Source organism: Microbacterium sp. TW_SC_2 (assembly GCF_055361165.1).
In genome coordinates this window covers 2,965,526-2,982,408 of record NZ_CM143952.1, presented here as the reverse complement: position 1 = coordinate 2,982,408, position 16,883 = coordinate 2,965,526, and the positions used below count along the sequence as shown (strand labels likewise).

Genomic DNA, 16,883 nt, shown 5'->3' with positions numbered 1-16,883 from the left:
CGCACAGAAGGGGCCGGGTCGGCGGGGTGACGAGGAGAGGTCAGGAGGTCAGGAGGTGACGGTCAGCTGCATGTCGTCCGTGCCGCCCGACTCGGCCCAGGCGAGCGAGCGCTCGAGGATGCCGCGGAGCACGTCGAGGTCGATCTCCTCGAGATCCGTCAGGTAGAGGCAGCCGGCGCCCGTCGTGTGCGGGCCGAGCGACGCCAGCGCCTCGGCGTGGGCATCCGCTCCGTCGAGCAGGTAGATCGTGGTCGCGGCTTTGCGGGGAGCGAAGCTGAGCAGCCCGGTGTCGCCCTCGGTGCCCGTGGGGTACCGGTAGTGGCACGAGCCGAATCCGATGATCGTGCCCCACGTCGCCGGCTCCCGCCCCGAGACCTCGCGCATCAGTGCGGTCAGCGTCTCGGCGTCCCGTCGGCGCTTCGCCGGGGCGGAGCGCGCGATGAGTCCCGCGACGTCATCGCCCGTCGGCTGCATCAGGAGGCCTTCTCCGCCTTGGCTGCGGCTTTCATCGCCTTCTTGTGCTCGCGGACCTTCGTGAGGGACTCCGGCGAGACGATGTCGGCCACGCTGCGGTACGACCCCTCCTCGCCGTAGGCGCCCGCGGCCTCCCGCCACCCCTCGCCGGTGAAGCCGTACTGCTTGCCCAGGAGTGCGAGGAAGATCTTCGCCTTCTGCTCGCCGAACCCCGGGAGCGACTTCAGCCGCGTCAGCACCTCGGCGCCGGAGGGCACGCTCTCGGAGTCCGACGACGGACGCGTCCACAGGGCCGCCGCATCTCCGTCCCAGTCGTCGACGAGCGTCTGGCACAGCGTCTGCACGCGCGTCGCCATCGATCCGGGGAAGCGGTGCACGGCCGGTGTCTGCCGGAACGCCTCGAGGAACTCGTCCGGGGCCATGTGCGCGATCGCCGCGGCATCCGCGGCCCCCGTGCGCTGCTCGATCTTGAGCGGACCGGCGAACGCGGTCTCCATGGGCACCTGCTGGTCCAGCAGCATCCCGACCAGCAGCGCCAGCGGGTTCTCGGTCAGCAGGGCGTCGGCGTCGGGATCTCCCGTGATGTGCAGGGCCATGACACCAGTCTGGCACTGTCGACCATCGCGGTGCACAGCACCCGAGCGCAGGACGCCGCCGTGTGCGACGTCAGGCCGAGAGCGTCGAATCCGCCGCGCCGCCGGCAGCCGGAGCCTGCGGCGCGATGCCGTACAGGGTGCCGAGGGCCGCCGCGAACTCGTCGGCGCGACCCGCCGCCGCCAGTTCGTGCGCGCGCGATGTGGGGGTGTGCAGCAGCACGCCGGAGAGGTGCCGCAGAGCCTGCTCGATGCGCCCGTCCTCGTCGCCGCGCGCCCGGGCGCGGTCGATCTCCGCCTCGAGCAGACCGAAGATGTGCGAGCGCAGCGCGACGACCGAGGGGATCACGCTCTGGCGCTCGCCGACCACGTGGAACGTGTCGGCCGCCTCGCGCACGACGCTGCGCGCGGCATCCGTCGCCTGCAGCTCCTCGAGGGGCGCGTGCAGACGGATGGTCTCGAGGTCGAGCAGCGCGACGCCGTCGAGGGCGGCGACGGCGGGGTCGACGTTGCGCGGCATGCCCAGGTCGACCACGAGCCGGTTGCGCGTGCCGACCGGGCACCCGACCGCGGTGGGGACGGTGGGCAGCTGCAGGTGATCCGGGCCGAGCACGGGCTCCGTCGCGCTGGTGCAGGTGATCAGCAGACTGGAGCGCATCGCGGTGTGCGCGTAGTCCTCGGCCGAGACGGCGCGCAGGCCATGCTTCGCCGCGAAGATCTCGGCGCGGCCGGAGGGGGAGTAGACGGAGATGTCGACGGCACCGCGCTCGCGCAGGGTGGCGAGGGTGACGGCCGCGTAGGCCCCGGTGCCGACGAGCAGCACGCGCTCGGTCGACCAGTCGGCGATGCGGCTGTCGGCCAGTTCGAGGGCGAGGCGGACGAGAGAGCGCCCGGCCCGGCCCAGGGCGGTGACGTTCTTGACCTTGCGCTGCGCCTGGCTGGCCCGCTGGAAGAGACGCTCGAGCTCGGGGGAGGTGGTGCCCACCTTGCGGGCCGACTTGAGTGCGCGGCGCACCTGGCCGGCGATCTCGCCCTCTCCTGAGACCACGGATTCGAGACCGGAGGCCACGGAGAACAGGTGCTCGGCGACCCGACGGCCGGAGTGCACGGTGTACGCACCGTCGAACTCGGAGGCCGAGACGCCGGTGACCGACTCGACGGCCTCGATCACGGCTTCGACGCCGATCGCACCGGCGGCGGTGACGGGCTCGTCCATTTCCACGTACGCCTCGAACCGGTTGCACGTAGCGAGAACGACGGCACCCTGCACGCACGGGGCCATCTCCACCAGGGTGGGGGCGACGCCGTCGGGGGTGCGGCTCAAGCGCTCGAGCAGTTCGAAGGAGGCGGTCTTGTGACTCGCCGTGACACACAGCAGCACTCTTCGATTGTACCCGCGATCGGGGGCGGGGGTCGCCGGCTGCGCAGCAGGCGCACAACCGACGGATGGGAGGATGGACGCATGGCCCTCTCCGATGCTCCTCTGCTGCGCGCTCTCGCGGGTGACCGCCCTGAACGGACCCCCGTGTGGTTCATGCGTCAGGCCGGCCGCTCGCTTCCGGAATACCGGGAGCTCCGCGTCGGCACCCGCATGCTCGACGCCTGCCTCACGCCCGAGCTCGCGGCCGAGATCACGCTGCAGCCCGTGCGTCGCCACGGCGTCGACGCGGCCGTGTTCTTCAGCGACATCGTGATCCCGCTGCGCCTGGCGGGGGTCGAGGTCGAGATCGAGCCCGGACGCGGGCCGGTGTTCGCGAACCCGGTGCGCACGGCATCCGACGTGGATCGCATCACCGCCATCGATCCCGACTCGCTCGACGCGACGGCCATCACCGAGGCCGTCCGACTCGTCACCGCCGAGCTCGGCGACACTCCGCTGATCGGATTCGCGGGAGCACCGTTCACGCTCGCGGCGTACCTGGTCGAGGGTGGCCCGTCGAAGGAGCACATGCGAGCGCGCGGCATGATGCACGCCGACCCCGACTCGTGGAACCGCCTGGCCGGCTGGCTCGCGCAGATCTCCCGTCGGTTCCTCCTCGCGCAGCGGGATGCCGGCGCCTCGGTCGTGCAGCTCTTCGACTCCTGGGCCGGGTCGCTCAGCACCGCCGACTACCGGGCGTTCGTCGCGCCGCACTCCACGGTCGCGCTGCAGGACATCGGCATCCCGAGCATCCACTTCGGTGTCGGCACCGGACCGTTCCTCGCCGACATGCGGCTCGGCGGCGTGGCCGACGGCGTGGGCGTGGACTGGCGCCAGCCGCTCGACGAGGCCGCCGCGATTCTCGGCCCCGACGTCACGGTGCAGGGCAACATCGATCCCGCCTTCCTCGCCGCCCCGTGGCCCGTGCTGGAGGCGCACGTCCTCGATGTGCTCGAGCGCGGTCGCGCGGCACGGGCGCACATCGTCAACCTCGGTCACGGCGTTCCGCCCGAGACCGACCCCGACCAGCTGACGCGCATCGTCGAGCTGGTGCACGCGCATGGCTGACAGACAGGGCGCCGGCGCCTCGGCGGCCGCCGACCTCGCGGCCCGCGCCGCGCAGACCCATGTCGTCGTGATCGGCGGCGGCGTCGGTGGTCTGATCGCAGCGCGAGAGTGCGCCAAGGTCGGCATGCGGGTGACCGTGCTGGAGTCGTCGGATGCCGTCGGCGGCGCCATCCGGCGCACCGAACTCGACGGCATCGCGCTGGACGCCGGGGCCGAGAGCTACGCCACCCGGGGTGGGCATGTGCGCGCGCTGGTGGAGGAGCTCGGGCTCGCGGACCTCATCGTCGCGCCGGCGGCAGGCGGGGCGTGGCTCGCGGGCATCCCCGGGACGGGCGCGGCCCCGCTCCCGGTCGGGGGAGTGCTCGGCATCCCGTCCAACCCCTTCCAGGAGGATGTCCGCCGCATCATCGGCTGGTCCGGCGCCTGGCGTGCGTATCTCGATCGCGTGCGCCCGCCGCTGACGATCGGTCACCAGCTGTCCCTCGGCCGCCTGGTCGCCTCGCGGATGGGGCCGAAGGTGCGCGACCGCCTCGTCGCTCCGGTCACGACGGGCGTGTACTCGGCGTCGCCGGATGACGTCGACGTGGACGTCGCGGCTCCCGGTCTCAACGCCGCGCTGACGCGGGTCGGCTCCCTCTCGGGGGCCGTGATGGCGCTGCGGCAGGACGGCGCCGCCCGCAAGTCTCCCGGCGCCGCGGTGGAAGGCCTCGTCGGCGGCATGGGCGCGCTCGTCGACGCCCTCCTCGACGACCTCGGCCGCTTCGACACGACGGTGCGCATCGGCACACGGGTCGAGCAGCTCTCGCGCGATGCGGGCGGATGGCGCATCCGCACGCGGTCCGCGGCACCCGCGGCCGATGCAGCGATGGATGCGGCGATCGACGATGAGTCCCCCGCCGCGCCCGCTCCCGCGCCCGATGCCGCGCCCGCGGCCGATCCCGGCCCGCCTCTCGACCTCGCGGCAGAGCTCGTGGACGACCTCACCGCCGACGCCGTGATCGTCGCGACCGACGAGCTCTCGGCGCGCGCTCTGCTGTCTCCCGTGGTCGCCGCACTCGCGGCCGGCGAGGAGGAAGCCGCCGTCGTCGCGCCCGAGATCGAGGTCGTGACACTCCTGCTCGATGCCCCGGCGCTGGATGCCGCTCCCCGAGGCACGGGCGTGCTCACGGTGCCCGGCAGCCACATCGCGAAGGCTCTCACGCACTCCACCGCCAAGTGGGAGTGGGTGCGCGCCGCGGCCGACGGTCGTCATGTGGTGCGGGTGTCGTTCGGGGCGCAGGGGGAACCGGCGGCGACCGCGACCCTGGATGACGATGCCGCGGCAGCCCTGGCTCTGCGTGAGGCCTCCGCTCTGCTCGGGATCCCGCTCGATCCGCCGGCTCTGATTGCCGCGCATCGGGCGCGCTACGTGCAGGCCCAGCCCGCATCGCTCATCGGTTCCGGCGAACGACGGGCGGCCGCGCGTGCCGCCGTGCAGGCGGTGCCCGGTCTCGCCGCCGTCGGCGCCTGGCTCGCCGGCACCGGGCTGGCGCAGGTCATCCCCGACGCCGTGGCCGAGGCGGACCGGTTGCGCCACGAGATCCTCTGGAACCGATCGGACGCCCCGGACTGACTCCCGCCGACCGCCGAACGCACTCGGGTGCGGCGTGACGTCGTCCGCGCCGGTCCCGACCGGCGGGTGGTCTCGCGAAACGACTCCGTCGCGCCTGTCAACCCCCTGACCCCTCAATGCCGAAATCGGCATACGGGGACTACGCTGGGAACCTGGCCGACGGGGATCGAAGCCTGCGGCTCGACCGGAACAACGTGAGGAGACCCCATGAAGGGGAAGATCGGACTCGTCGTCGGACTCGGCGCCGGATACGTACTCGGCACGCGCGCCGGGCGCGAGCGTTACGAACAGATCAAGAAGCAGTGGCTCAAGGTCTGGAACCTCGACCCGGTGCAGGACAAGGTGCTCCTGGCGAAGGAGTTCGTCAGCGGCAAGGCCGCAGCCGTACCGGGTGCGCTCTGGAACGGCGCCGTCAAGGTCGTGCAGTCGGTCGGCGGCTCGGGCACCCCGGGCCAGAAGCTCGACTCGGCCATCGCCAAGGGCAAGCAGGCCGCGGACTCCGTGGCGGATGCCGCCGAGAGCGTCGTCGAGGATGCCAAGGCCGCCGTGACGAAGCCCAGCACCTCGAAGAGCAGCACGTCGAAGAGCACCGCATCGAAGTCCTCCTCGGGCTCCACCGCCTCGAAGACCGCACCGAAGAAGACCGGCGCCTGATATGGCTCGCGGATTCCGTGATCGCGCCGATGACAGCCTGCTGACTCTGCTCGGGGATCTTCCCGAACTCGTCACCAATCTCGTCAAGGCGGAGATCAACGGCGCAAAGGCGTGGGTCTCGCGCACGGCGAAGGATGCCGGCATCGGTTCCGTCTGGTTCCTCGTCGCGCTGTTCTTCCTGTTCTGGGCGGTTCCCGTGATCCTCGTCTTCGCGATCGCCGGGCTGTCCTCGTGGTGGCCGGTGTGGCTGTCGGCGATCGCCGTCTTCGGCATCCTGCTGGTGGCGGTGCTGCTGTTCGCGCTGCTCGGCATCCTGAAATTCCGCAAGGTCCTCCGGCGGCAGAATCCCGCCCAGGCTGTGGCCGAAGACATCCGACTCGTGAAGGACGCCGGCGATGACCGTTTCTGACAACCTGCCCCGCACCGCTGTCCCGGCCGGGATCGTCGATCCTGTCGCCTCGGCGCGCGCCGAGCTCAAGGCGGCCCTGGCCGCGATCGAGGTCAAGGGCAACATCCCGCGTCGGGTCGAGAAGGCATCGAAGCGCGGCATCGCGAAGGCCCGGGTGTTCGCCGACCGCAACCCCGCCGCCGCCGTCGCGGGCGTCGTGGTCGTCGCCGCGGCCGTCGGAGGTCTGGTCTGGGTGATCGCGCGAGCGATCTCCCGCTGAGACCGGACCATCTCGCGCCCGCCCGGACCGTCATCGCGTTCGCGGGCGCCTCGCAAAGGAGGCAGACTGAGGACATGTCCGAAGAGCTCGAAGAGAACCCGTCCGGCTTCACCCTCTGGGCCGTCTGGCGACGCAATCCCGACGTTCCGGTGACCGAGTCCGACTCGACCGAACTCGAGACGATCGTCTCGTACGTCGAGGATTCCGGCGTCACCGTCCGCGGCTTCTACGACGTGTCCGGCCTCAAGGCGGATGCCGACCTCATGGTGTGGCTGCACGGCGACACGGCCGAAGAGCTGCAGCGTGCGCTGCGCCGGCTCCGTCGCACCGAGCTGCTGCGTTCGCTGCTCCCGGTCTGGAACGTGATGGGCGTGCATCGGGACGCCGAGTTCAACCGCTCGCACGTCCCCGGTTTCCTTCGCGGGGTGGAGCCCAAGGACTGGCTGTGCCTCTACCCGTTCGTCCGCACCCCGGAGTGGTATCTCGCTCCTGAGGCCGATCGCCGCACCATGCTCGCCGACCACGGACGCAAGGGCGCCGCCTTCACCGGCGTCATCGCGAACACCGTCGCCGCGTTCGCGCTCGGGGACTACGAGTGGTTGCTGCCGCTCGAGGCAGACGAGGTCACCGATCTCGTCGACCTGATGCGCGACCTGCGTTACACCGACGCGCGTCTCTTCGTGAAAGAGGAAGTGCCCTTCTACACCGGGCGCAGGCTCCGGTTCGACGAGATCGCGGACGTGCTGCAGTAATCGCGCCGATGAGTACTCCGATCCGTCTGGGAACCCGGCGCAGCGCACTCGCGCAGGCGCAGTCCGGTCATGTCGCCGCGGCGCTCGAGAAGGTCATCGGGCGTCCCGTCGAGCTCGTCACGATCGCCTCCGAGGGCGACACCAACCGCGCATCGCTGTCGGAGATCGGGGGCCAGGGCATCTTCGCCACCCGGCTCCGCGATGCGCTGTTCGCGGGGGAGTGCGACTTCCTGGTGCACTCGCTCAAGGATCTGCCGACCGCGATCCCCGACGGCCTCACGATCGCGGCGACCCCCGTCCGCGAAGACGCACGCGACGTGGTGCTCACCCGCGACGGCGTCCCCCTGCATGAGCTGGTCTCCGGCAGCACGATCGGCACGGGCTCGCCGCGTCGGGTCGCGCAGGTGCACCGCCGCGCGCCCCACGCCGAGGTCATCGACATCCGCGGCAACGTCGACTCCCGGCAGGCGCGGGTCGTCTCGGGTGAGCTGGATGCCGTGATCCTGGCCGCCGCCGGGCTGCGCCGTCTCGACTCCGAGTTTCCGCTGCGCCGGGAGGCCCTCGGTCTCGCGGAGTGGCCGACCGCCCCCGGACAGGGTGCGCTCGGTGTGGAGACGACGGTGGATGCCCCCGCCGAGCTGCGGGCCGCGCTGGCGTCGCTCGACGACGAACCGACCCGTCTCGCGGTCACCGTGGAGCGCGCGATCCTGGAGGGACTCGACGCGGGCTGCCAGGCTCCCATGGCAGCACATGCCGTGGTCGAGGGCGACTCCGTGCGCATCAGAACGGTGGTCTACGCGAGCGACGGAGGCCGTCGGATCGGCCTCGACGTCACCGAACCCCTGAACGGGGGGTATATTCGTCGGAACGGCAGTGGCAATGGAGCGGATGCTGCCGATGGTGCAGGCCCGATCAGCGCAGCTCGCGAGATCGGGTTGGCTGTTGCCCGTCGGCTGCTCGAACAAGGGGCGGCCGACCTCGTCTCCCGAGAGCAATCCTCATGACATCCGAAACGAAGCAGGACCGACCACTGGACGGCTGGCGAATTCTCGTGCCGCGCGGGGGGCCGTGGGGCGACGGCGTCGCCGCGTCGCTCCGTGCCCGGGGTGCGGTGCCCGTGGTGGCACCGCTCATCAACTTCGCCCCCACGACCGATCAGCCGACGCTCGACATCGCGCTGGAGCAGCTCGCGGCGGGTACGTTCGACTGGCTGACCGTCACCAGCGCCACCACGGTCGACGTGATGTTCGCGCATCGCGCCGTCGTGCCGCGCACGACGAAGATCGCCGCGGTCGGCGAGACCACGGCCGCGGCACTGCAGGCCGTCGGCTATGAAGTCGCCCTGGTGCCCGAGAAGGACAACTCCGCCGAGGGGATGGCCGAGCAGCTGATCGCCCTCGAGACGGAGCCGCGGCGCATCCTCGCCCTGCGGAGTGAGATCGCGAAGCCCGTCCTCAGCCTCCTGCTGTCGGACGCCGGACATCGGGTCGACAGCGTCGTGGCGTATCGCACGGTCGGAGTCCCCGTCACCGAGCGCATCAAGCGCGATGTGGAGAACGGTCGCATCAACGCGATCCTCATCACCAGTGGTTCCGTCGCGGAGCAGGTGCGCGAGCAGTTCCCGGAGATCCCCGAAGACACCCTGCTGGCGGCGATCGGACCGCGCACGGCGCGCGACGCACTCAAGGCCGGCCTCCCCGTCTCGGTCGTCGCCGACCGCCAGACCGTGGACGCTCTGATCGACGCGGTCTCGCACTTCACCCTCCCGCACGCGGCCGACGAGTTCGCACCGTGAGCTTCCCCGACACCCGCCTGCGGCGGCTGCGCCAGTCGCGCGCGGTCCGCGATCTCGTCCGCGAGACCGCGGTGGAGCCGCGTCAGCTCGTGCTTCCGATGTTCGTCCGCGAGGGGATCGACGAGCCCGTCGCGATCGGCTCGATGCCCGGCGTGCAGCAGCACTCCCTCGATTCGCTGCGGGCCGCGGCGGTCGACGCCGCGGAGGCCGGGGTCGGTGGTGTGATGCTGTTCGGTGTGCCCGCCGTGCGCGATGCCCGCGGTTCGGGAGCGGACGACCCGCACGGCATCCTGAACGTCGCGACCGAGGCGCTGGCCGCCGAGGTGGGCGATGCGCTCGTCGTGCAGACCGATCTGTGCCTCGACGAGTTCACCGACCACGGCCACTGCGGCGTCCTCGCCGCCGACGGCTCCGTCGACAATGACGCCACACTCGATCGCTACACGTCGATGGCTCTCGCTCAGGCACGCGCCGGATCGCAGTTGCTCGGACTGTCCGGCATGATGGACGGCCAGGTCGCCGCCATCCGGACCGCGCTCGATGCGGAGGGCTTCACCCAGACGCTGATCCTCGCTTATGCGGCCAAGTACGCGAGTGCGTTCTACGGGCCGTTCCGCGAGGCCGTCGACTCGCAGCTCGTCGGCGATCGGCGCACGTACCAGCTTGATCCCGGCAACCGCCGCGAGGGTGTGCGCGAGGCCGTCGTCGATGAGGCCGAGGGCGCGGACATCGTCATGGTGAAGCCGGCGATGGCGTTCCTCGACGTGCTCCGCGAGGTGCGCGACACCGTGCATATTCCGGTGTGGGCATACCAGGTCTCGGGCGAGTACGCCATGATCGAGGCGGCGGCGGGCAACGGCTGGATCGATCGCCGGGCGGCCGTCCTCGAGTCGTTGCTGTCGATCCGCCGCGCCGGAGCAGACACCGTTCTGACCTACTGGGCGACGGAAGCTGCGCGCTGGCTGCGCGAGTGACGCGCCCTCCCGCTCCTCCGGAGCATCACCGCGCTTCTGTCGAAGCATCACCTCGCTCTTTCGGAGCGCCAACCCGACTTTCGGAGCCTCATGACCGACCGCAATGACGACCTGTTCTCCGCTGCCCGTGCCGTGATCCCCGGCGGGGTCAACTCGCCGGTGCGCGCCTACGGCTCGGTCGGCGGCACGCCGCGGTTCCTCGCCTCGGCGGCCGGGGCGAGAGTGACGGATGCCGCCGGTGTCGAGTACGTCGACCTGGTCGCTTCCTGGGGGCCGGCGCTGCTCGGTCACGCGCATCCCGAGATCGTCGCGGCGGTGCAGGAGGCCGCGACCCGCGGACTGTCATTCGGCGCGCCGACCGAGGGCGAGGTCGAGCTCGCGGCGCTGATCGCCGACCGCGTGCGCGTCGGGGAGCAGCGTCCCGTCGAGCGCGTGCGACTCGTGTCCACCGGCACCGAAGCGACCATGACGGCGATCCGACTGGCGCGCGGTGCGACCGGGCGGGATCTGCTCGTGAAGTTCGCCGGCCACTACCACGGTCACTCCGACGGTCTGCTGGCCGAAGCCGGATCGGGCGTCGCGACGCTGGCGCTGCCCGGCTCCGCGGGGGTGCCGGCGCCCATCGCCGCCCAGACCCTGGTGATCGGCTACAACGACCCGGATGCTCTCGCCGCCGTCTTCGCCGAGCACGGCCCGCGCATCGCGGCGGTCATCGTCGAGGCCGCGGCCGCCAACATGGGCGTCGTCGCACCGGTTCCCGGCTTCAACCGCCTGATCGCCGACACCGCGCATGCGCACGGTGCCCTCATGATCATCGACGAGGTGCTCACGGGATTCCGCGTGCACCCGGCCGGCTTCTGGGGCCTCGAGACCGAAGCGGGCGAGGACTACATGCCCGACATCTTCACCTTCGGCAAGGTCGTCGGCGGCGGGATGCCCTTGGCCGCGCTCGGCGGTCGTGCCGAGGTGATGGATCTGCTCGCGCCCCTGGGGCCGGTGTACCAGGCGGGCACCCTCTCGGGGAATCCACTGTCCGTCGCGGCCGGCCTCGCCACGTTGCGCCTCGCGACGCCGGAGGTGTACGCGGCGATCGATGCCGCGGCGACGCGCGTGGCCGCGGCGCTCGATTCCGCGCTCACGGATGCCGGAGTCACCCACGCGGTGGCACGGGCGGGCAACCTCTTCAACGCCTCGTTCCGCGCCTCCGCGCCTCGTGACTACGCCGAAGCGCAGGCGCAGGAGTCGTTCCGCTACGCCCCGTTCTTCCACTCCCTCCGCGAGCAGGGCATCGCCTTGCCGCCGAGTGTGTTCGAGGCCTGGTTCCTCACCGCGGCTCACGGGGAGGACGAGCTCCAGCGCATCGAGCAGGCCCTCCCGCGCGCGGCGGCTGCGGCTGCCGCCGCCGTTCGTCCCTGACGCGGGCGCTGGTGCCGCACGAGCGCTGGTGCCGCACGGGCGCTGGCGCAGGGCGCTGGCACGGGCGCTGGAACGGGCGCTGGCGCAGGGCGCTGGCGCGGGTGCTGCCTGACGGGGGCATCGCGGTGCCTCAGACGAACATGACCCGGCGCGGTGCGGTGTCGCTGTACCGGTTGCCCAGAGGACTGGTCCACTCGATGCTGCCGTCGTGGCGTTGACGCGCGCTCCAGCGATGGTGGTCACCGATTCCCGGATGCTTCAGCACGTGGTGACCCGCGCAGAAGTGACTGAGATTGTCGAGACTCGTCGGTCCACCCCGGGCGTGGTCGTGGTTGTGATCGATCTGGCATCGGTGCACCGGCATCCGACATCCGGGGAAGCGGCAGTGCTGATCGCGGGCCCGCAGGAAGCGCCGCATGCCCTCGGTGGGCATGTAGGTGTCCGTCTCGGTGACCATGCCTGTCGCGTCGAGGAACAGTCGCGACCAGCTGCTGTGGCGGCTTGCGAGATCGCGGGCCACGTCGGGATGAAGGGGCCCGTGTCCGTCGAGCTCGGCGGGACGATCGTCGATCCCGGCGAGCGTGGTGGCTGCCACCGTGACCTGCACGCGTGCATGCACGGGCGCCGCACCCGTGCCGGCGAGCGCGAACGGGTCGGAGGTGAGCAGCAGGTCGGCGAGGAGGTCGGTGCGGAGCTGGTCCATCGTGCGTTCGTCTGCGGGGATGATCTCCGGCTCGGGTTCGGGAGGAAGAGCGCTCCCGTCGCCGGAGGCGCCCGCGCGCAACGGGTCGGTCGTGAAGGTGCCGCCCTCGCCGAAGACGACCCATTCGTCGAGGGATGGGCTCGACCAGTCGAGATGCTCGGGGAACACCGGATCGGCGCCGGAGTCGAGCAGGTCGAGATCGAGCGGCCCGGGGTCGAAGGGTGCGCCGAACGCTGACGCATGATCGCCACGAGCCGCGACGACCTGCTGGGCCAGCCGGGTGAGACGGTCCATGACGGCGACCGCGAGGTGTTCGGGGAGCACCACCGTGAGCAGCGCGAGGCCGTCGCCGACGGAGCGCATCGTGACGGTGCGCTCGGACGTCGCTCTCCGATGCCGGTCGACGAGCGTCTCCCCGGCCAGCGCCGCGGAGATCTGACGCACCAGCGCGCGGGTGCGTGCGGGGGTGTCATGCTCGGCGACGACGACGGCCGCGTTGTCATACAGGTCGAGTGCCGTGGCATCCGCCCGTCCGTCTCTGACCGCTTGACGGACGATGTCGCCGGCGCGGACGATCTCGCGCACGTGCGCCGCCGTGATCGCGCCTCGACGGAACGAGCCGCGCACGGTGGGGTGATCGGAGTCGAGGAAGGCGGCATCCGCGAAGGCGTACTCGATGCTGCCCTTCGCCACGTGTCCGGCGGCGGAGTACTCGGCGACCATCGACCGGTGGATCGTGTCGCGATGGGAGGGGCTCTCCTGCACGTCGGCCTCGCACACCCGGAGTCGTGCGATGAGCAGATCGGCGCACTCCGCCTCGAGCCGTGCGATCTGCTCACGCCTTTGCAGCCAGGCATCGAGCAGCGCGCGACGCTGGGCGATGCGGTCATCGGGAGTGGCGGTCATGCCGTCAGTATAGAACATATGTTCGAAACTCGCGACGACCTGTGGACAAAACAGAGGCGCATCGGGGAGGGCGGAGGAACCCGACAACGGATCGTTGCGTTCCTGTGAGCAAGTCGCAGACAACTGGGAGGGCCTCGCTGGCAGACTGGCTTCATGGTGACGTTGCTCCTCGATCAGACGCAACTGGAAGTCGTGCTCTCTCCGATCGAGCGAGCCGTCACCTTCCACCGCGAGAACCTGCGCATCGCGCGCGACACCATCACCAAGGTGCAGCTGACCGAGGACGCATGGACCTGGCTGCGCGGCGTCCCGAACCCGGGAACCCACATCCCCACCGTGCTCGCCGCGGGCAGCTGGAAGGCCGCAGGCAGCCTCGACTTCGTCCTCATCCGCCGACGGCGCCCGAGTGTCGTGATCGACCTCGACGGAGACGCGCAATATCGGCGCCTGATCCTCACGACCCGTCACGGCCTGTCGCTCACGCAGGCGCTGCGCCTCGATGTGTCGGATGAACCCGCCGATGTCGAGGAGATCGTCGCGACCTCGCCGATCCCGGTGACCAAGGGCAGTCGCAGGCCGGTCATCCGGCCACGACCGGCCTGAGCCGATCAGTCCTCTCCCACGACGAAGCCCTCCGTGACCGACAGGTCCGGAGGGCTTCGTCGATGCACGCGCGAGGATCAGCCGTGCTGGTGCTCGCCGTCGTGGTGCTCGTGGTGCTCGCCCTCGTGCGGGTGCTCGCGGTGCTCGCCCTCGTGCGGGTGCTCGTGGTGCTCGCCCTCGTGCGCCGGCGACTCGTCCGTCGAATCGTTCAGGGGAACCGTGTCGATGACTCCGGTCGACGAGTCATCGGAGGTCGACGACTCCTCGGCCGGCTGCTCGCCGAGCGGGTAGTCCTTCGGCTCGTCCTCGTAGTAGGCGCGTGCCGCCGCGGCGAGCATCGAGCTCACGGCCGCCGAACGCGGGTCGGCGTCTTCTGCGTGCTCGGCATCGCCGGCATCGTCGGAGCTGTCGGACTGCTGGTCCGGGGCGGACTCGCCCAGGTCAGCGAAGATCTCGATCCCCGCTGCGGCCTCGGCCTCAGCGGAGCCGGTCTCCTCCGTGGTCCGGTCGGCGTCGGAACCCTCGACAGCGTCGGAAGCGACTCCGTCTTCGACCACGGGGGAGTGCTCGTCATCGGCGTGATCGATGCCGTCAGACTGAGGCGTCGCGTCGTCCCGAGGCGCCTCGTCCTGGCCGTCGTCGCTGCGGTCGGCGAAGATCTGGCCGACGTCGTGCACCGGAGCGTCGTCCAGGGCGGGGAACGGGGAGTCGGCGTTCGGCGCCTGCGCGACCGTGCCGAACAGGATCTCATCGAACGACGGCGTCTCCGCTGCGGGGCTCTCGTCGGCACCGTCCTCGTCGGCATCCGTGGGTTCGCTGTGATCGGCGTCGTCCGTCTCGGCGGGCTCCTCGGTGCCGGCGGCGATCCCCGAGGAGGTCACCGGATCGCTCGCCGACGTCTCGGAGAGGGAGGCCGACACCGCGGCCACTTCGGCGATCATCGCGTTCTCATCGGCGATCGCGACATCGGTCTCCGAGGTGAAGGCCGCGACGGCGGCATCGTCCTCGGCCGCGTCGGATGCGCCGGCATCGTCCTGGGCCGCGAAGGGGGAGTCGGCGGGCAGCGCCAGCTGCGAGGCCGCGGCCGAGGCGCGGGCCTCGAGCTTGCCGCCGCGCACCAGGTCGATGAACACGTCCTCCAGAGTCGGACCGCGCTGCACCAGGGTGCTGAGGGCGATGCCGGCGGCCGCGGCCACGGCGCCGACCGTGCGGGCATCGCCGCCGCGCACCGTGAGGCCGGAGCGCAGCACCTCGACATCGAAGCCGGCGGTGGAGAGCGCGGTCGTCAGTGCTGCGCGATCCGCGGCATCCACCACGACCGAGCCCGCCGACGGATCGGCCAGGGTCTCGATGCCGCTGGACAGCACGAGCTGGCCCTTCGAGAGCACCAGGACGTTGTCGGCCACCTGCTCGACCTCGCTGAGCACGTGGGAGGAGACGAGCACCGTGCGACCCTCGTCGGCCAGGCGGCGCATCAGCAGTCGCATCCAGCGGATGCCCTCGGGGTCGAGTCCGTTCGCCGGCTCGTCGAAGACGAGAGCGCCGGGGTCGCCGAGCAGCGCGTGCGCGACGCTCAGGCGCTGGCGCATGCCCAGCGAGAAGCCGCCGATGCGCGAGTCGCCCTCGCCGTCGAGTCCGACCTCGGCCAGGACCTGGTCGACGCGGGAGAGCGGGATGCCGTTCGCCTTGGCGGCGATCGTGAGCTGACGGCTCGCGGTGCGCCGCGTGCGGTAGGCGGTCTCCTCGAGCACGGAACCGATCGTCCGCAACGGCTGGCGGAGCTCGGCGTAGGAGGTCCCGCCGATCGTCGCGGAGCCGCTCGTGGCGCGCACCTGGCCGAGCAGGATGCGCAGCGTGGTGGTCTTGCCGGCCCCGTTCGGGCCGAGGAAAGCGGTGACAGCTCCGGGCTCGACCCGCGCGGAGAGGTCCGAAACGGCGGTCACCTCATTGAAGCGCTTCGTCACATTCGTGAATTCGAGCACCTGTCCGTCGGGCATCCGCGACCTCTCCTTGCATTGGGCACTTCCCCCTATCCTGCCGGAAAAGCCGTCGGATCGCGTATTTCATGCGGATTCCACCCCCGATCGTCGGGGTAGCCTGGCACCCGTGACCGAATCCAGCGCTGCTCCCCGCGTCCTCGTCCGCAAGGAGGGAGCCCTCGGACGGCTCACCCTCAACCGCCCTGAGGCGATCAACGCGCTCGACGTCGACATGATCCAGCAGCTCACCGACGCCCTGCAGGCGTGGGTGTCCGACACCGACGTGCAGATCGTGCTGATCGACGGCGCCGGGGAGCGGGGGATGTGCGCGGGTGGCGACGTCCGCGCCCTGCACGGACAGATCGTGGCGGGCCGCGCCGAGGAGACCCAGGAGTTCTTCCGCTCGGAGTACGCGCTCGACGCCCTCATCGCGGAGTATCCGAAGCCCGTGGTCGCTCTCGCCGACGGCATCACGATGGGCGGGGGCATCGGGCTCGCGGGGCATGCGGCCATCCGCATCGTCACCGAGCGCTCCCGGTTGGCGATGCCCGAGACGCGCATCGGATTCACGCCCGACGTCGGCGGCACCTGGCTGCTGGGCAGGGCCCCGGGCCGCTTGGGGGAGTACTTCGCCCTCACGGGAGCGACCATGAGTGCCGCGGATGCCGTGTACCTCGGCTTCGCCGACCACGTCGTGCCGTCGGATCGCCTCGACGCACTGCGCGAGGCCCTGGCGTACCGGGCCGACCCGACGGGCCCCAGCGAGATCGTGCTGCTGTTCGACGAGACCCCCGAGCCCTCGGCGCTCCCCGCGGCTCGCGCGTGGATCGACGAGGCGTTCTCCGCGCCGACGGTGACCGAGATCGTCGCACGACTGCGTGCGGACGCGTCGGCGGATGCCGCCGCGGCGGCCGATCTGCTCGAGGGGCTGGCGCCCACCGGCCTCGCCGTGACCCTCGACGCCGTGCGTGAAGCACGAGAACTCCCCGGCCTGAGGGCTGCGCTCGAGGGCGAGTACCGGCGTGTGCTGTGGTTCGTGACCCAGCACCCGGACCTGGTCGAGGGCATCCGTGCGCAGCTGATCGACAAGGATCGCAACCCCCGCTGGCAGCCCGCGACGCTGGCTGAGCTCGAGCCCGACGCGGGGGCCGCTGCGCGAGGCTACGTGCCCCGCCGCTCCCTGTTCTAGGGGTCTCGCGCGGGAGGAGCGGTTCGCTGTCAGCGAAGGTCGGCCTCCCGGGGGATACGAATGTCGGAACTTCGTGC

Annotated in this window: 17 protein-coding genes; 12 read left to right on the top strand and 5 right to left on the bottom strand. The window is 71.1% G+C overall.

Annotated features, from left to right (window positions below):
- Positions 1-48 precede the first annotated feature (48 nt).
- From ACWA14_RS14470 to ACWA14_RS14460, 3 genes are all read right to left on the bottom strand, one after another.
- A complete protein-coding gene (locus ACWA14_RS14470; protein WP_463794861.1) occupies positions 49-474 on the bottom strand; it encodes a DUF1801 domain-containing protein in 426 nt (141 codons plus the stop codon).
- Entirely contained in the window at positions 474-1,070 is a 597-nt protein-coding gene (locus ACWA14_RS14465; protein WP_463794858.1) for an HhH-GPD-type base excision DNA repair protein, read from the bottom strand. The genes ACWA14_RS14470 and ACWA14_RS14465 overlap by 1 nt, the downstream gene beginning before the upstream one ends.
- Positions 1,071-1,140: 70 nt before the next feature.
- Positions 1,141-2,448, bottom strand: a complete 1,308-nt coding sequence (locus ACWA14_RS14460; protein ID WP_463794855.1) for a glutamyl-tRNA reductase — start codon at positions 2,446-2,448, stop codon at positions 1,141-1,143.
- Between the two features lie 81 nt (positions 2,449-2,529).
- Between ACWA14_RS14460 and hemE the strand changes: the two genes are divergently transcribed.
- The 10 genes from hemE to ACWA14_RS14410 all read left to right on the top strand — a co-directional run bounded on the left by hemE (position 2,530) and on the right by ACWA14_RS14410 (position 11,426).
- Positions 2,530-3,555: a uroporphyrinogen decarboxylase gene (gene hemE / locus ACWA14_RS14455; protein WP_463794852.1), complete on the top strand. Its 1,026-nt coding sequence runs from the start codon at positions 2,530-2,532 to the stop codon at positions 3,553-3,555.
- Entirely contained in the window at positions 3,548-5,167 is a 1,620-nt protein-coding gene (locus ACWA14_RS14450) for a protoporphyrinogen/coproporphyrinogen oxidase (RefSeq protein ID WP_463794850.1), read from the top strand. The genes hemE and ACWA14_RS14450 overlap by 8 nt, the downstream gene beginning before the upstream one ends.
- A 207-nt stretch (positions 5,168-5,374) precedes the next feature.
- Positions 5,375-5,821, top strand: coding sequence for a hypothetical protein (locus ACWA14_RS14445; protein WP_463794848.1), 447 nt, complete (start codon positions 5,375-5,377; stop codon positions 5,819-5,821).
- Position 5,822: 1 nt separating this feature from the next.
- Positions 5,823-6,230 (top strand): phage holin family protein, encoded by a 408-nt coding sequence (locus tag ACWA14_RS14440; protein WP_463794846.1) that lies wholly within the window; start codon positions 5,823-5,825, stop codon positions 6,228-6,230.
- A complete protein-coding gene (locus ACWA14_RS14435; protein ID WP_463794844.1) occupies positions 6,217-6,489 on the top strand; it encodes a hypothetical protein in 273 nt (90 codons plus the stop codon). The genes ACWA14_RS14440 and ACWA14_RS14435 overlap by 14 nt, the downstream gene beginning before the upstream one ends.
- Positions 6,490-6,563: 74 nt before the next feature.
- On the top strand, positions 6,564-7,241 hold the full coding sequence (hemQ, locus tag ACWA14_RS14430) for a hydrogen peroxide-dependent heme synthase (protein WP_463794842.1): 678 nt from the start codon (positions 6,564-6,566) through the stop codon (positions 7,239-7,241).
- 8 nt (positions 7,242-7,249) lie between these two features.
- Positions 7,250-8,245, top strand: coding sequence for a hydroxymethylbilane synthase (gene hemC, locus ACWA14_RS14425; RefSeq protein ID WP_463794839.1), 996 nt, complete (start codon positions 7,250-7,252; stop codon positions 8,243-8,245).
- Complete coding sequence (locus ACWA14_RS14420; RefSeq protein ID WP_463794835.1) at positions 8,242-9,036, top strand: uroporphyrinogen-III synthase; 795 nt, start codon at positions 8,242-8,244, stop codon at positions 9,034-9,036. The genes hemC and ACWA14_RS14420 overlap by 4 nt, the downstream gene beginning before the upstream one ends.
- Complete coding sequence (gene hemB, locus ACWA14_RS14415) at positions 9,033-10,010, top strand: porphobilinogen synthase (protein WP_463794833.1); 978 nt, start codon at positions 9,033-9,035, stop codon at positions 10,008-10,010. The genes ACWA14_RS14420 and hemB overlap by 4 nt, the downstream gene beginning before the upstream one ends.
- Positions 10,011-10,100: 90 nt before the next feature.
- Positions 10,101-11,426, top strand: coding sequence for a glutamate-1-semialdehyde 2,1-aminomutase (locus ACWA14_RS14410; protein WP_463794831.1), 1,326 nt, complete (start codon positions 10,101-10,103; stop codon positions 11,424-11,426).
- Between the two features lie 130 nt (positions 11,427-11,556).
- Here ACWA14_RS14410 and ACWA14_RS14405 read toward each other — a convergent pair whose 3' ends face one another.
- Positions 11,557-13,035 (bottom strand): HNH endonuclease signature motif containing protein, encoded by a 1,479-nt coding sequence (locus ACWA14_RS14405; RefSeq protein WP_463794827.1) that lies wholly within the window; start codon positions 13,033-13,035, stop codon positions 11,557-11,559.
- A gap of 153 nt (positions 13,036-13,188) precedes the next feature.
- Here ACWA14_RS14405 and ACWA14_RS14400 point away from each other — a divergent pair, with 153 nt between their 5' ends.
- A complete protein-coding gene (locus ACWA14_RS14400) occupies positions 13,189-13,638 on the top strand; it encodes a hypothetical protein (RefSeq protein ID WP_463794825.1) in 450 nt (149 codons plus the stop codon).
- Positions 13,639-13,715: 77 nt separating this feature from the next.
- Here ACWA14_RS14400 and ACWA14_RS14395 read toward each other — a convergent pair whose 3' ends face one another.
- Positions 13,716-15,635: an ATP-binding cassette domain-containing protein gene (locus ACWA14_RS14395; protein ID WP_463794820.1), complete on the bottom strand. Its 1,920-nt coding sequence runs from the start codon at positions 15,633-15,635 to the stop codon at positions 13,716-13,718.
- A 109-nt stretch (positions 15,636-15,744) separates the two neighbouring features.
- Here ACWA14_RS14395 and ACWA14_RS14390 point away from each other — a divergent pair, with 109 nt between their 5' ends.
- Positions 15,745-16,806 carry an enoyl-CoA hydratase/isomerase family protein gene (locus ACWA14_RS14390; RefSeq protein ID WP_463794812.1) on the top strand — a complete coding sequence of 354 codons (1,062 nt, stop codon included), beginning with the start codon at positions 15,745-15,747 and terminating at the stop codon, positions 16,804-16,806.
- Positions 16,807-16,883: the final 77 nt, after the last annotated feature.

Coding starts and splice junctions, on each gene's coding strand:
- hemC (WP_463794839.1), top strand. CDS start 7,250: ATGAGTACTCCGATCCGTCTGGGAACCCGGCGCAGCGCACTCGCGCAG.
- ACWA14_RS14405 (WP_463794827.1), bottom strand. CDS start 13,035: ATGACCGCCACTCCCGATGACCGCATCGCCCAGCGTCGCGCGCTGCTC.
- ACWA14_RS14410 (WP_463794831.1), top strand. CDS start 10,101: ATGACCGACCGCAATGACGACCTGTTCTCCGCTGCCCGTGCCGTGATC.
- ACWA14_RS14440 (WP_463794846.1), top strand. CDS start 5,823: ATGGCTCGCGGATTCCGTGATCGCGCCGATGACAGCCTGCTGACTCTG.
- ACWA14_RS14445 (WP_463794848.1), top strand. CDS start 5,375: ATGAAGGGGAAGATCGGACTCGTCGTCGGACTCGGCGCCGGATACGTA.
- ACWA14_RS14420 (WP_463794835.1), top strand. CDS start 8,242: ATGACATCCGAAACGAAGCAGGACCGACCACTGGACGGCTGGCGAATT.
- hemQ (WP_463794842.1), top strand. CDS start 6,564: ATGTCCGAAGAGCTCGAAGAGAACCCGTCCGGCTTCACCCTCTGGGCC.
- ACWA14_RS14450 (WP_463794850.1), top strand. CDS start 3,548: ATGGCTGACAGACAGGGCGCCGGCGCCTCGGCGGCCGCCGACCTCGCG.
- ACWA14_RS14470 (WP_463794861.1), bottom strand. CDS start 474: ATGCAGCCGACGGGCGATGACGTCGCGGGACTCATCGCGCGCTCCGCC.
- hemE (WP_463794852.1), top strand. CDS start 2,530: ATGGCCCTCTCCGATGCTCCTCTGCTGCGCGCTCTCGCGGGTGACCGC.
- ACWA14_RS14465 (WP_463794858.1), bottom strand. CDS start 1,070: ATGGCCCTGCACATCACGGGAGATCCCGACGCCGACGCCCTGCTGACC.
- ACWA14_RS14435 (WP_463794844.1), top strand. CDS start 6,217: ATGACCGTTTCTGACAACCTGCCCCGCACCGCTGTCCCGGCCGGGATC.
- ACWA14_RS14395 (WP_463794820.1), bottom strand. CDS start 15,635: ATGCCCGACGGACAGGTGCTCGAATTCACGAATGTGACGAAGCGCTTC.
- ACWA14_RS14400 (WP_463794825.1), top strand. CDS start 13,189: ATGGTGACGTTGCTCCTCGATCAGACGCAACTGGAAGTCGTGCTCTCT.